This is a genomic window from Planktothrix sp. (genome assembly GCF_046067725.1).
Lineage (GTDB): Bacteria > Cyanobacteriota > Cyanobacteriia > Cyanobacteriales > Microcoleaceae > Planktothrix.
The window spans coordinates 22,483-37,308 of record NZ_JBJUDF010000249.1 but is presented as its reverse complement, the minus strand read 5'-3'; the positions used below and the strand labels follow the sequence as shown (position 1 = coordinate 37,308).

Sequence of the window (14,826 nt, the reverse complement as noted above, 5' to 3'; positions counted from 1 at the left end):
AGCCAATTTAGGGTGTTTAAATCCGTACAGGGAAATTGTTCAATATCCTCAACCCTTAACCATTTTTCAGCTTGACGTTGACCCAGATATAAAATTAATTGCCAAGTATATTCATCGGCGGTTTTCCAATCTCCATTGGCTAATAATTCAATCAGTGAACTATAATCAATTCCTAGTTCTGATAAAGGAGAAGTTGGAGTGATAGTGGAATCAAAATTACCAGGGAATACTGGAGCATTTAAAGCTTCTAAATAATGGACAATCCAGTTTAACAAATTTTGTAAATTTTGTCGTTCTAGGGTCGCTTGTTGCAGTTGGGTTTCTAAACGTTCTAACCGAGGTAAGATATCCGCAACCGTGACTCTTTTTTTTGAGAATGAATGAGTTTTGTTTGAGGAAGAGTTAAAGATTTGTAAACGTTCCCAGGTTTTTTTTGCCCAGTCTAAACGTTTTTGATCAAGTTCTAAACTTAAGGGTGTTAATATATGAAATTGTAAAGCCCATCCACAGACTAAACAAGTTTCTGGAATGGGTTGCTGATAGTCAGAGTCACAGACTGGACATTGAAAGCTCATGGAATGAACAAAAGTAAAGTCAGGGTGAATAAGTTTGTGATATGTTAACATTCTTAACACCCTGTCCTCCAGATTCCATGCTCCATCACCCTCTTTCCTGTCTTTTGATGACAATATTGTATGATTGAATTATTCGGGGTAATCTTAAGGGAATCTTAGGGCCAACCAGTTATCAATAAAAGATAAATTATATCTCTTTTAAAGCGATCAGTTGTCCACTCCTATACTTAAGTTAGATTTCACAGGCAATTATTGTGAATTTGCCGCTCCATTGGGGGAAAATACATGATGAATGAGTCTGATTTAACAACTATTTTAATGATTGATAATCAGTCAGTTAGCCTCCAGAAAGTATTGGATATACTCAGCCAAGAAGAGGTAAGTTTATCGTGCTTAGATTATGAAAAAGTTGATTTGTTAGGTGTAGAAGTTCCTTTACCAAATCTAATTTTTCTGGCGGTTGCCAATTTAGGTCAAGATGAATTTCGGTTTTGTGAACAGTTACAAAAATCTCTCCTAAGCCACAATATTCCGATTATTTGGATGACAGAAAATTTAAACCCCGATTTTTTTAAAATAGCCTTAAGCTTGGGGTTTATAGATTGTTGTTCAACCACCTTAGAAATCAATGAATTATTTTTTAAAATTAAAAGCTATTGTCAGATGGCTCAAGATCGAAAAAATATCCTAAAAAATTATCAAATTTTAGAAAACGAGTTAGCAATTCAGAAGCAAAAAAAATTTTATTTAAAAGAAGTTAATCATAAATTAGAAATCAAACTTGAATGCTATTGTCAAGAATTAGCTCAGACTCAAGACGAATTAAAAAAAGCAATTACCGAAGCAGAAAAAGCCAAAACAGCGTTAGAAGAAGCGTTCAATCAAATTCAGGTTATTAAACATCAATTAGTGACCAGCGAAAAACTGTCATCCTTGGGGCAAATGTTAGCGGGTGTTGCCCATGAAATTAATAATCCAGTTAACTTTATTTATGGCAACTTAGCTTATGTTCAAGAATATATTAACGATATTTTAAAGATTATTGAACTTTATCAACAATATTATCCTGAACCCCATCCTAACATTCAACAGGAATCAGAAGCAGTGGAATTAGATTTTATTTTAGAAGATTTACCTAAAATGTTAGAATCGATGCAGGTGGGCGCAGAACGCATTCGAGAAATTGTTTTAAGTTTACGGAGTTTTTCCCGTCAGGATGAGTCAAAAATGAAGGCGGTTAATATTCATGAAGGGATTGATAGCACATTAATGATTTTACAAAATCGCTTAAAATCTAAACCGGATCATCCCGCCATTAACGTGATTAAAGAATATAGTCCGTCTTTGCCCTTAGTGGAGTGTTACGGAGGCGAAATGAATCAAGTTTTTATGAATATTTTAGCCAATGCAATTGATGCCATTGAAGACAATTATCAAAATAAAACTCTGGAAGAAATTGAAATAAATCCTTATCAAATACGGATTAAAACCGATATTGTTAATCATCATATTTCTATTACCATTAGCGATAATGCAGGCGGAATGACAGAAGAGATTGTTGGCCATTTATTTGAACCTTTCTTTACAACAAAACCCGTCGGAAAAGGTACAGGAATTGGATTATCCATTAGTCAACATATTGTTGTCGAAAAACATCTGGGAAGTTTGCGTTGTATTTCAACCCCAGGAGTAGGAACAGAATTTATTATTGAAATTCCCATTACTCAGGAAATGCCAACTCAACCTAGTATGGCAGGACATCGGGAAACGCTGAATTAGAAATAAAAGTTGTAGTGGTCGCCGATGGTGCCCAAATTTCCGCAGCCACCGGAAGCGAGGGAGCGGCGGGAAATTTAACGTTAAATGCCACACGCTGTTCTGGAAATGAAGGCAATCAATTGGTGATGACTGTACCGACGGCTAACCCCCTATTCAGCGAGCCCAAGGGTGGATTGTTAAAGCGGATGGGACAATTGAATGGGTGGTGAATCCCCGAACACCACAGCCTAATGGTGTGCTACCGCCTCAGTGCTCGACATGATCAATAACGGTAAGGTAATGACAAAGGTACTGCCTTCACCGGGTTGAGACATACACAACAGTTGACCTTGATGTTTTTCCACAACAATTTGATAACTAATGGCTAACCCCATTCCGGTTCCTTGACCAACAGGTTTTGTCGTAAAAAAGGGTTCAAAAATTCGGTTTTTTACCGTCTCAGACATCCCTAAACCGTTATCAGAGATTTTAATTTTTACCCAGGTTTTATGTTTAGAGTCAGTCATGGTTTCAGTATGAATCATAATTTGGGGAGAGGTTAAAGGTTGGGTTTTATATTGAACCAAATCTAAGGCATCTATCCCATTAATGATAATATTCATAAACACTTGATTGAGTTGACCCGCATAACATTGAATTAAGGGAATATTGCCATATTGTTTCACCACTTGAATTTCTGGTCGAGAAGATTGAGCTTTGAGACGATGCTTTAAAAGCATCAGGGTATTATCCAGATTTTCATGTAAATCAACGGTTTTAAGATCGGCTTCATCTAAGCGAGAAAATGAACGTAAGGATTGTACAATATCGGCAATTCTTTGACTTCCGACTCGCATCGACTGGAAGATTTTATTAAGGTCAGTTTCCAGAAAGTCTAATTCTAAATCCTTTAGTTCTACTTGAATTTCGGGGTAGGGTTCGGGATAATACTGTTGATAGAGGGCAATTAAATTTAGTAAACTATCGCTATATTCTTGGGCATAAGTGATATTTCCAAAAATAAAACTAACTGGGTTATTAATTTCATGGGCAATTCCGGCTACCAGTTGTCCTAAAGAAGACATTTTTTCACTTTGTAATAATTGAGTTTGAGTTTGCTTTAATTGGATTAATGCTGTTTCTAGTTCCGTCGCTTTTTCTTGTAATTCAAGTTGAGATTTTTGTAAAATATGAGTGTCTTGTTCAATTTTATCTGCCATTTTGTCAAAGGAAATCGATATTTTTGCTAACTCATCTGAGCCTTGTAAACGACTGCGATCGCTTAAATTTCCTTGAGCTAAATTCTGACTTACTAAAACTAAACGTGAAACTCGTTTTGTTAACGTGAGTTCCAAGAATAGCCAGACTAACAAACAAAATCCTAACACCATTCCATTCATTTTTATTGAGCGATTTAAAGCTTCTTGATAGGATTGTTTTTTAATTTGGTTTAGATCATAAATTGATAAAAAAATCCCGACTTGAGAACGTAATTCATTCGGCTTAGGTGGCAAGGTAACGGGAGTAATAACTTTTAATGTTTGCCGATTATCAGACCAGTTTTTATCGGCAACTTGAGTTTGTTGAACCTGGATAATTTGAGGATAAAGATAGGCTAAATTTGTATCAACTATTGAACGTTTTTGTAAATCATAGTGATTAGAAAAAATGATCATATAATTTTCATCCATAAAGGCTGATAATTCTAAATTCGGCTGTTCTCCCGTTTCTCCAATGACTAACTTTGCCCCATCTAAAGTGCTATTAGAATTAGGAAATCTTCGTAAAATAAATTCTAATAATTTTACTGTTTTTTCACTATAAAAATTAGCTTGTTGCTCAATTTGTTTTTCTTGATATTGATAGTTTCTTTTGACCTCTGTTATAAATCCATATAAACCCAGTCCACTCCCCAAAAAGAGTAATAAACTGGGAATCGCAACTCGTAGCGGAATCGTAAAAGCTAAACGTTTCATAGATTGGATTTAGAAAGTTGAGTCACAAAACGTGCATCCAAAAAAGACGAAAATTTAACATCTGAGTTCAGGAGTTTCTTTTCTCGCATGACTTGAGACAATTTTTCTGAAGCTTCTACCAAATTTCGATTACCTTGAGACAGAAGTTTTTGATTTTCCTCCGGTGTAAAAAATTTTAGCAATTCCAGAGAAGCTAACAATTCATTAGGGGTAATTCTCCCGCGTTCTGCCATAATTTGAGCCGCACTTTCCGGTTGTTTTTTGAGATAATCTAATGCCATAAACCAACCTCGGATTAACTGTTCTAAATCTTTAGGCTGAGTTTCGATAATTTCTTGACGCACCACCAACACATCGACCACTTCACCCGGAATCTTACGACTATCAAATAAAACCTTAGCTCCTGTTGCCATTAACTTAGAACGAACTGGTTCAAAGGTCACAATGGCATCAATTTCGCCTTGTTTAAACGCAGCTTCATGTTCTGAATACCCTAACGAAACAACCGTAATATCTTCTACTGAAAGTCCCACTTGATCAAGGGCTCGACTCAGAATATAACCTCCTAATGCAGTATTCTCAACCCCGACTTTTTTTCCTTTAATATCCGATAAGGTTTTTAACTCTGGTTTTCCCAGGATCACATCTGCACCATTCGATAAATCCATCAGCAGAATCACCCGAATTTCAGGGAACGTTTCAGCTAAAAGTAAGGTTTCATCCATACTAATTCCCCCAGCTTGTAAATTGCTACTGCGAATAGCACGACTAATCTCTGTACTAGACGGGTAATCCACAATTTTAACGGCACTATTTTGATAGTAACCTAACTGTTCAGCTAAATACAACGGTGCAAAACCCGGCCATTCATTGGTTCCCACTAATAACGGTTTTGTTGGTTGTTGAAAGCAACTGGCTAAGATTCCCAAACTCATACATATTGCTATCCCTATTAAAAATAAATAAAGTCGCTTTTGGCTTTTTTTAAATTCAATTTTATTTTTGTTAATCATAAACAAATGCCTTTTCCGGTTAACAATTGACCATTGGTTGATTACTGAATTAAACTGTTAATGAACTGAACTAATTGCCTCAATTGCACAGGTTTAGGAAGATATTCATTCACCCCTGCGGCTAAACATCGTTCTCGATCTCCTGGCATCGCTAAAGCGGTTAATGCAATAATCGGAAGGGTTGCCAATTCTGAATCAGCCCGAATTTGGCGTGTTGCTTCTAAACCGTCCATTTCTGGCATCGAAATATCCATTAGAATCACCTGTGGACGCAGAGTACGCGCTTTTTGAACCGCTTCAATTCCATTGCGGGCAATTTCGACATCAAACCCCTTAGCTTGTAAATAATTAAGCAGGGTGTGAATATTATCCGCATTATCTTCAGCCAACAAAATTAAAGGGCGTTTTAACCCACTCGGAGTCATTCGAGAAAAGGAGGACTGATCTAAGCGTTCCGTTGGTGTGATGGGTGTTTCTTGCCAACATCCCGGAGTCCAAGGAAGGATGATGGTAAAGCAACTGCCTTTTCCCAGTTGGCTGTTAATCTTGACTGTGCCCCCGTGCATTTCCACCAGTTTTTTGACTAACACTAATCCTAAACCAGTCCCTTCATAACGTCGAGATAAACGGCTATCAATTTGAAAAAAAGCTTGAAACAATCGATTTTGATCTTCAGGAGCTATTCCAATACCATTATCAATTACAGAAAAATTAATGGTTTGTTCCTCCCGATATCCTTGAACTTGCAGTTGAACTCGTCCTCCTTCTGGGGTAAATTTCACCGCATTATTGAGTAAATTAATTAAGACTTGACGCATTCGCCGTTCATCAACATTGAGAGTGCCCGTTACATCTTCAATTTGATAACTAATCCGAATATTTTTTTGGTGGGCTTGTTGTTTAACAAAAATCAAACTTTGTTGGCAGAGTTCATTAACGGATACCGGAGAACATTCTAAATCTAATTTTCCCGCTTCAATTTTGGACAGATCCAGGATATCATTAATTAATTCTAATAAATGTTTTCCGTTTCGGTGAATCATTTCTAAAGCTTGATTTTGTTTTTCATTTAATTCGCCAAAGGTTTCTTCTTGTAAAACTTCAGACATTCCTAAAATAGAATTCAGGGGGGTACGAAGTTCATGGCTCATATTCGCTAGAAATTCATCTTTCAATTGTTCTCGTTCTCGAATTGTTTCCACTAATTGAGCTTGTTCTAATGCCACTCCCACTTGATCCGCAATTTCTCGCATCAGTTCCATTTCAAATTCTGTCCATTGTCGAGGAGTAGTACAGTGATGGGCAATCATAAATCCCCAAATCTGATCCTGTTGTAGAATGGGAACAATCAATTTTGCTTTAACGTTCCATTCTTGTAAAAATTCAACCAAACACGGGGTTACTTCTTGATAATTTTCATTAATATCTGCAATGGCTTTCACCATTCCATGACGATAAAGTTGTTGATATTCTGGAGGAAACACTTCTTCGGGAAAGTCAACACTTAAAACTGAACGCCATCCGGGTAATACACTTTCGGCGATCGCTCGTCCTGTCCCATTAGAAAAAACCCGATAAATTAACAAGCGATCGCAAGCTAAAATCTTGTGGACTTCAGTGACGGTGGTTTGTAAAATTTGGTCGAGATCTAAAGATTGACGAATTTTTAAAGCGATTTCTGCAAACAGCCGGGATTTTCGTTCTTGATGTTCTAATTTAGCCGTTCGATCCAAAATTATAGTTTCTAACTCTTGATTTAAAATCCTTAATTGTTGTTCAATTTTTTCCCGTTCATCCAGTTCTGTTTGCACGGTTTGATAGAGTTGAGATTGTTGAATTCCCAGAGACAATTGTACAGCAATTTCATCTAATAATTCTAATTCACTCGCATACCAATTCCGAGGTGATAAACATTGATGAGCGATTAATAAACCCCAAATTAGATTTCCTTGATCTCGATTTTGCTCAGGAATTAAAATCGGAACTACGAGATTCGCTTTTACATCAAATCTCGTTAATAGTTCTTTATGACATTCGGTTAATTCAGCCGTTTCAATATTGTGAATAACAGTCTTTTTTCCGTGACCATAGTGAAACGCTCCTCCAGTTTTAAAGCAAGTGTCTTCTAAATAAATTCCCAAGGTAGAACTGATCCCTTCAGCAATCGATTCAGCGACAATTTTACCATTAAATAATTCATCAAACTGATAAACTAAGACGCGATCGCAATTCAGAATAGTGCGAATATTAATAACTGCATTATTGAGAATCTGACTTAAATTTAATGATTGACGAATATGGAGAGCCGTTTGGTAAAATAACCGCTCCCGTTGTACCTGTTGCTGTAATTGTTGTTCGGCTTTTTTGCGTTCTGTAATATCAAAACTAATCCCTACTAAACCGATAGGATGACCAGCTTCATCTTGAATTAAAGTATTAAAAACATGAATCGATAAAGAACTCCCATCTTTGCGAGTGGTTGTCAATTCCCCTTCCCAATATCCTTTGGTTTTAACTTCTTGAACAATTTCTTCAGCTAAATTTTGATCATCCTGGGTAATCCAACAATTACTAATATTATTACCTAAGGCTTCAGTCGCTGTCCATTGATACAAAATTTCAGCATAGTGATTCCAATATATAATTTTACCTTCTAAGTCTATTACAATAATCCCATTCCGTACTTGTTCTAAGAGAGAGGCTTGAAAGGCTATTTTTGCTTCATTTAAACTGCGGTTTTGAATTTCATCTTGTAATTTTTGATTAGCTCTTTTTAACGCTTCCGTGCGTTTTTGAATTTTCTCTTCAAGTTGGGCATTTTGAGCTTCGAGTAATTGAACTTTTTCCGCTTCTAATTGATTAATTTTTTGCTGTAAAACCTTAACCAACTGTGATAAATCAATGGGGTTAACAGCTTGTAAAATACTTGTTGGCGTAATAATTCCAATCAGTTCACCTCGATGACTAACAATAGGGATACGATGAATATGGTGTTGCTGCATCAACAAATGAGCTTCTAATAAAGTATCTTGGGGATGAAGGCAAAATAGGGGTGTACTCATCACGGATTCAGCTTCCAAACCCCAATCCACACCTAAAGCTTGACATTTAAGAATATCTCCTTCCGTTAGCAAACCCACTGGAATTTTTAAGGCTTCTCCATCGCAGATTGTTTCCTCAACTAAAACCACACAACTCACAGAAGCAGAACTCATTAATCCAGCTAATTCTAACAGAGAAATTTGAGGAGATGCCTGAATAACGGTTTGATTCATCACCTCTTCAACTATTCTTAGTTTTAATAAATCCGTCGGTTCTAAAGCATTTCTGAGAGCTTGATGGGTGAGTAAACCCACTAATTTACCATCGGTATCAACTAAGGGTAAATGGCGAATTTTATGATGTTGTAATATCTTGAAAGTTGCATTTAAACTGTTCAGTTGACTTTCGGGAAGGGTAATAACAGGTTGACGCATGATATCGCCAACAGTCAATCCGTCAAGATTAATTTGTTGAGCAATTAAACGCACAATATCCCGATAGGTTAAAATTCCGACCGGTTGCTGATTTTTTGTAACAATTAAACAAGTTGTTCCCTGATGAAATTCTAATGAATGAGTCGTTAATGAACAGGCGGTTTGAGATGAGTTGAACAAGGTTAATCCATCCAGGACGCTTGTTTCTGGACTCACCGTTAAAGGCTGAGAAATCATGCTTTTTTTGAGGGGGATCAGAGACTGACTATCAAAGTTGTGAGACATAAAATTAAGAAGCAACAACAAACTGCAATTCTGCGTTTAATTCCAAAGTAAAAATTGCACCTTGGGGTTGATTGTCCGTAATGGACAGGGAACCTTGATGAGCATCAATGACCATTTTACAAAACGCTAATCCTAATCCCGTTTGTGCAATTCCTTCAAAGCGTTGACCAATCTCATATTTTTCAAATATACTTTGCTTGAGTTCATCTTTAACTCCCGATCCCGAATCTCGAACATGAACTTTAACCGTGTTTGTTTCGACAGGATATTCAACTTCTATTGAAACATAACCATTTGTTGGGGAAAATTTAATGGCATTATTGAGTAAATTTTCGAGTACCCGCTTCATTAAATCAGGATCAACCATCACCAACCGTTTAGCCTCTGGAATCTTAGCTGTTAGGTTAATGGCTTTTTTTAAGGTTTGAGCTTCAAATTCATTCACAACTTCTTGAAGTAGAACTGAAAGATTAACGGGTTTAGGATTCAACACTTCTTGAGCGGATTCTAATTTTGCCATTAACAGTAAAGAATTAAGCTGATGATTTAACTGTTGTGCTGAAAATGCAATTTGATTCACTTTCTGGGATTGTTTTTCTGTTAAATTCGTCAGCGTTAACAATTCACAGGCTAATCCAATCACTACAACTGGATTTCTGAGATCGTGAATTACCGCATTGGCCATATCTTCTCGTAATAGTAATAATTGTTCTAACTTTTGACGAGATTTCTCTAACTCATCGTGCTGTTTTTTGAGTCGAAGCATTGAACGAACTCTGGCTCTAACTTCTAGGGTACTGACTGGTTTTCCAATAAAATCTTGTGCTCCTGCTTCTAAACATTGGGCTAATGTTTCTTTAGAATTAAGTGCGGTAATCATAATAATAGGAATCGAATTCCATTCAGGAATTTGTTTGATTTTTCGGCAAATATCCATCCCATCAGAATCAGGCATCATCACATCTAATAAAATCAAATCGGGTAAACTTGATTCTAAAAATTTAAACACCTCATATCCATTCGAGGCATAATGCAATTGATACCCTTCCTTAAACAAAATTCCTTCCAGAATGTCAAAAACATCTGGTTCATCATCCACAATCAGAATAGAGTCCGACTTGATCATGTTAAGTTGTAAAGTTTTAATAATCCAATATAATCAAAGCAAACCCTAAATCCCTTAAAAACAATTTTTTTTGTTTCTTTTAGAGATTTATATATAACCTTAAACTTTTAAGACACTCGGAGGAAATTTAGGGGAAAATGTCACTGTTTTTGAAAAATATAGTTGCCCCTACTATTAATAATACAGGCATCAGCCAATCTCCCCAACGGACATAGAGGGTTTGAGTTTGATCACGATAAATTGTATCAGAATACAGTTCATAAGTATTGTGATTTGATAGCCAGTGAGTTCGACCATGAGGATCAACAATAGCTGAATATCCTGTATTGGTAGCTCGAATTGTCCAGCGATGATTTTCAATGGCTCGCATCACATCAAGGGCATGATGTTGAGCTAACATCGTTAAGGAATAGTGAGCATCATTAGAGGCGGTAATCAAAAATTCTCCTCCTTGAGCCGTTTGCTGACGGAAATGATCAGCAAATGCTGAATCATAACAAATTCCTACCGTTGCTTGAGCCAAGGGAGTTTGAAAGATTTGACCGGGTTTACCGTGAATTAAAGTGGCTTCTAAAGGAGATAAACGTTGAATAAATTTTCCTAAAACTTCGCTAAAGGGAATAAATTCTCCTAAAGGAACTAAATTCACTTTATCATATTCACTGATAATTTTTCCGGCTCCATCCACCGCGAATAAACTATTAGTATATCCTGTTTCTTTTAAAGCAAAACTTCCGACTAAAGCCGGAACTTTTTTATCTAAAATGGCTTGATAAAAGCTACTATTATATCGTTGGTTTGGGTCAGTCCAAAAAAACGGTAGGGCGGTTTCTGGAGTTACAATTAAGTCTACTCCTTGGTCGGCTAACGTGATATATCCCGTTGTATACCCATTTAAAGCCTTCAAATATCCTGAGTAATTCAATTTAATTTCATTGGGAATATTGCCTTGAATAATTCCAATTTTTACAGCTTTTTCGGGGTTATTATTCAAAGGTTGCCGATATAAAATCCACCCCATTCCATGAGAAACAGTCAAGATAATTAAGGCTAAGGTGAATAATGACCGAGTTGGTTGATTAAAATTAATGACCTCTGGAAAATCTAATCTATTTTTAGCATCAAATGAGGAGAATTGATTCCGATTTAAAATTAATCCTTCAGCAATTAATCCATTGACAATCAGTAAGGTGGCTGTAATGGTTGTGGGGCCAGAAATTTGACCTAAATGTAAAATGATTAAATTCCCGAAACTTTGGGTATAAGATAGCGAAGACCACCATAACGCACTCGAACTCCACAAAGACTCTAAGCCACACCATAGAGTTGTTGCGATTAAAACCCGTGTTAAAGCGATAGAAATAGTAGAACATTTATGAGATAATTGGCTTGATAAGATTAAAAATAATCCGGCCCAAAATAAAACTAAGGCGGTTCCCCAAAGGGTAATAAAAACCCAACAAAATGCAGCGATCGCTAAACTCGCTAACCAGGGAACACCTAACCAAGTCATGGGATGAATTCCCGTAATCCAAAATAAAGCAATTCCGTAATAACAAATTCCCCAAACTAAGGCCAATAGCAATGGAAATTTTAAGAACTTAAACGGTGCTAGAGTTTTTCCCTCTAACATTTCTAGGGGAGATTGAGGAAGGCTAAAAAGATTAACCCAAAGGGGAACTAACCCCACCCAAGCGAACCCCCAAAATCCCCAAGGTTCAGTAGCTACCCCGATTAAAACGCCACCCATTGCGGTTAATAATAAACGCAGAATCATTTCGTGTTTTTTCATATTAAATTCTGTGATAAATCATTAAAATAATCCCCCTAAATTTGCCTCAATTAGACGAGATTAGGGGGAAATGATCAGAAACAAACTGAATTTATTCTTCTTCTCCAGATTCTTCAGAATTGGATGAACTTTCGCTTTCTTCTCCAGAAGCGGGAACAATCGCCACCGCCGCAATTGAATCTTCTTCATATAAGCGCTGAACCCGAACCCCCGTTGCACTACGAGATTGCAGGGGAATGGCATTCACCACTTGACGAATAATAATTCCACGACTACTAATTAACATTAACTCTTCAGTTTCATCTACCACCTTTAATGCCACGACTTCATCTTTACCAACATGGGATTTAAACTTGGTGGCAATAATCCCTTTTCCGGCTCGATTTTGTAAGCGGAATTGAGACACTGGAACTCGTTTTCCATACCCACTAGCGGTAATCACTAAAACAGATAATCCTTGAGCACTGCCTTCGGTTGTGACTTCAGTTTCAGTTTCATTTTCTTCGGTAGTTTCTGTTGCTATTACCGTTAATTCTTCATCGGTTTCAGCTTCTTCACCTTCGGATTCAGCCAGATTAGAAATAATGGCACTCGGCAGAATATCCATGCTAATTAAGGTATCATCCCCTTTTAATTTCATGGCTTTAACGCCGCGTGTTGCCCGTCCTAACGGTCGCAATTGTTTATCATTGGCTTTGAAATGAATTGCCATGCCATGACGGGAACCAATAATAATTCCATCTTCAACTTTTGCTCGTCTCACCCAGCGCAATTCATCCCCTTCTTCTAAGGAAATCGCAATTAAACCATTTGTCCGAATATTACTAAAGGCGGATAATTGGGTTTTCTTAATATATCCTCCTTTGGTTAACATCACCAAGTATTCATCATCGCTAAATTCGCTAACGTGAACAATGGATGTAATTCGTTCTTCCTTGGGAATGGGTAACATTTGCACAATGGGAACCCCCCGCGCGGTGCGGGATGCAACCGGGATTTGATACGCTTTGATACTATAAACAACTCCGCGATCGCTAAAGAATAAAACACTATCATGATCACAACAGGTGATAAAGTGTTCAACTCCATCATCTTCTTTCATTTTTGTGCCTTGTTTACCTTTAGTCGCTCGACTTTGGGCGGTAAACGTATTAACAGGCATTCGCTTCATGTAGCCTTGTTCCGTTAACAGAATTAAGGCTTTTTCATTGGCAATTAAATCGGTTTCGTCTAGCTCTCCTTCGGTATGTTCAATGACAGTTCGCCGAGGGGTACTAAACTTTTGTTTCAGTTCTAAAGCTTCCTGTTCAACAATCTCTAAAATTCGTTCTCTGCGCGCTAAAATATCTTCCAAATCAGCAATTTTAATTTGCAGATCTTGGTGTTCTTGCTCAATCTTTTGAGCTTCTAAGGCGGTTAATCGTCGCAGTTGCATTTGTAAAATCGCATCTGCTTGTTGTTCCGATAACCCATAGGTGGTGATTAATTCTTGTTTGGCAATGGGGATATCAGCAGCATGACGAATTAAGGCAATAATAGCATCTAAATTCTCTAAAGCAATTAATAATCCCTGTAAAAGATGATCTCGTTCTTGAGCTTTTTTCAGTTCATATTGGGTACGTCTACGGATGGTTTGTTCCCGAAATTGTAGGAATACTTCTAAGAAGCGTTTCAGGGTGAGAATTTCAGGACGACCATTCACTAGAGCTAACATATTCGCCCCAAAATTCGTTTGTAAGGGCGTTTGTTTGTAAAGATTATTGAGAACAACACGAGCATAAGCATCGCGTTTAAGTTCAATTACAATCCGCATTCCATCGCGATCGCTTTCATCGCGGATATCAGAAATTCCCTCTAATTTCTTATCATTAACCATTTCGGCAATGCGTTCAATCATTGCGGCTTTATTAGTTTGATAAGGCAATTGCGTAATAATAATCGCATCTCGATCCGGTCGTCCGCGATGTTCGATGGTTTCAATGGTAGCAATCCCGCGCATGGTGATCGAACCCCGACCATCCATATAGGCTTCTTTAATTCCTGATGTGCCTAAAATTTGAGCCCCGGTGGGAAAATCTGGCCCCGGAATATGACGCATTAATTCAGCAATCGTAATCTCAGGATTATGAATTAATGCCACTAAACCATCGACTAATTCTCCTAAATTGTGGGGGGGAATATTGGTTGCCATTCCTACCGCAATTCCTGACGATCCATTTAATAATAATTGGGGAATTCGTGCAGGTAAAACTAAGGGTTCTTGTTGAGATCCATCGAAGTTATCGCCAAATTCAACGGTTTCTGCGTCAATATCTCGCAGGAGGGCATCACAAGTTAAGGCTTGGAGACGACATTCGGTATACCGCATGGCAGCCGGCGGATCGTTATCAACGGAACCAAAGTTACCGTGACCGTTAATTAACGGTGAGCGCATGGAAAAATCCTGCGCCATCCGCACTAAAGCATCATAAACGGCGACATCCCCATGAGGATGATATTTACCGAGTACCTCCCCCACCACACGGGCGCACTTACGGAAGGGTCGATCGGGTGTTAACCCCAGTTCGTGCATCGCGTATAAAATCCGACGATGAACGGGTTTCAAACCATCCCGCGCATCTGGCAGCGCTCGCCCTACAATTACGCTCATGGCGTATTCAAGGTACGATTGCTGCATTTCGTTTCTCAGATCCGTCGGGATAATTCTCGACTCAGAGGTACTCATACCTTCAAAAACTCCATTACAATTTAAAATTAGTCACATTTAACCGAAAATATTAGTAGAAAGAAAATCATCTTCGGTATCGGCTCTAAAATTAGCGACT

9 protein-coding genes are annotated in these 14,826 nt (G+C 37.7%); 2 read left to right on the top strand and 7 right to left on the bottom strand.

Annotation, left to right across the window (positions count from 1 at the left end; genetic code table 11):
• On the bottom strand, positions 1-575 hold a 575-nt coding region (locus ACKPEB_RS15600), incomplete at its 3' end, for a GUN4 domain-containing protein (RefSeq protein WP_408965855.1).
• A 285-nt stretch (positions 576-860) separates the two neighbouring features.
• On the opposite strand from ACKPEB_RS15600, the gene ACKPEB_RS15595 reads away from it, so the two are divergent.
• Positions 861-2,354: an ATP-binding protein gene (locus tag ACKPEB_RS15595; RefSeq protein ID WP_408965854.1), complete on the top strand. Its 1,494-nt coding sequence runs from the start codon at positions 861-863 to the stop codon at positions 2,352-2,354.
• Between the two features lie 14 nt (positions 2,355-2,368).
• Entirely contained in the window at positions 2,369-2,563 is a 195-nt protein-coding gene (locus tag ACKPEB_RS15590; RefSeq protein WP_408965853.1) for a hypothetical protein, read from the top strand.
• 18 nt (positions 2,564-2,581) lie between these two features.
• Here ACKPEB_RS15590 and ACKPEB_RS15585 read toward each other — a convergent pair whose 3' ends face one another.
• The 6 genes from ACKPEB_RS15585 to gyrA all read right to left on the bottom strand — a co-directional run bounded on the left by ACKPEB_RS15585 (position 2,582) and on the right by gyrA (position 14,726).
• Positions 2,582-4,309, bottom strand: coding sequence for a sensor histidine kinase (locus tag ACKPEB_RS15585; protein WP_408965852.1), 1,728 nt, complete (start codon positions 4,307-4,309; stop codon positions 2,582-2,584).
• The gene (locus ACKPEB_RS15580; protein WP_408965851.1) at positions 4,306-5,244 is read right to left on the bottom strand and encodes an ABC transporter substrate-binding protein; all 939 of its coding nucleotides are present in this window, start codon (positions 5,242-5,244) and stop codon (positions 4,306-4,308) included. The genes ACKPEB_RS15585 and ACKPEB_RS15580 overlap by 4 nt, the downstream gene beginning before the upstream one ends.
• 119 nt (positions 5,245-5,363) lie before the next feature.
• Positions 5,364-9,083: a GAF domain-containing protein gene (locus ACKPEB_RS15575; protein WP_408965850.1), complete on the bottom strand. Its 3,720-nt coding sequence runs from the start codon at positions 9,081-9,083 to the stop codon at positions 5,364-5,366.
• A gap of 4 nt (positions 9,084-9,087) precedes the next feature.
• A complete protein-coding gene (locus ACKPEB_RS15570; RefSeq protein WP_408965849.1) occupies positions 9,088-10,209 on the bottom strand; it encodes a response regulator in 1,122 nt (373 codons plus the stop codon).
• Between the two features lie 127 nt (positions 10,210-10,336).
• Positions 10,337-12,001 (bottom strand): apolipoprotein N-acyltransferase, encoded by a 1,665-nt coding sequence (lnt, locus tag ACKPEB_RS15565; RefSeq protein ID WP_408965848.1) that lies wholly within the window; start codon positions 11,999-12,001, stop codon positions 10,337-10,339.
• A gap of 91 nt (positions 12,002-12,092) precedes the next feature.
• Positions 12,093-14,726, bottom strand: coding sequence for a DNA topoisomerase (ATP-hydrolyzing) subunit A (gene gyrA / locus ACKPEB_RS15560; RefSeq protein WP_408965847.1), 2,634 nt, complete (start codon positions 14,724-14,726; stop codon positions 12,093-12,095).
• Positions 14,727-14,826 lie beyond the last annotated feature (100 nt).

What these genes read in the sequence shown, in the direction of transcription:
- ACKPEB_RS15595 (WP_408965854.1), top strand. Translation starts at nt 861, where the DNA reads ATGATGAATGAGTCTGATTTAACAACTATTTTAATGATTGATAATCAG.
- ACKPEB_RS15585 (WP_408965852.1), bottom strand. Translation starts at nt 4,309, where the DNA reads ATGAAACGTTTAGCTTTTACGATTCCGCTACGAGTTGCGATTCCCAGT.
- ACKPEB_RS15580 (WP_408965851.1), bottom strand. Translation starts at nt 5,244, where the DNA reads ATGAGTTTGGGAATCTTAGCCAGTTGCTTTCAACAACCAACAAAACCG.
- ACKPEB_RS15575 (WP_408965850.1), bottom strand. Translation starts at nt 9,083, where the DNA reads ATGTCTCACAACTTTGATAGTCAGTCTCTGATCCCCCTCAAAAAAAGC.
- ACKPEB_RS15570 (WP_408965849.1), bottom strand. Translation starts at nt 10,209, where the DNA reads ATGATCAAGTCGGACTCTATTCTGATTGTGGATGATGAACCAGATGTT.
- lnt (WP_408965848.1), bottom strand. Translation starts at nt 12,001, where the DNA reads ATGAAAAAACACGAAATGATTCTGCGTTTATTATTAACCGCAATGGGT.
- gyrA (WP_408965847.1), bottom strand. Translation starts at nt 14,726, where the DNA reads ATGAGTACCTCTGAGTCGAGAATTATCCCGACGGATCTGAGAAACGAA.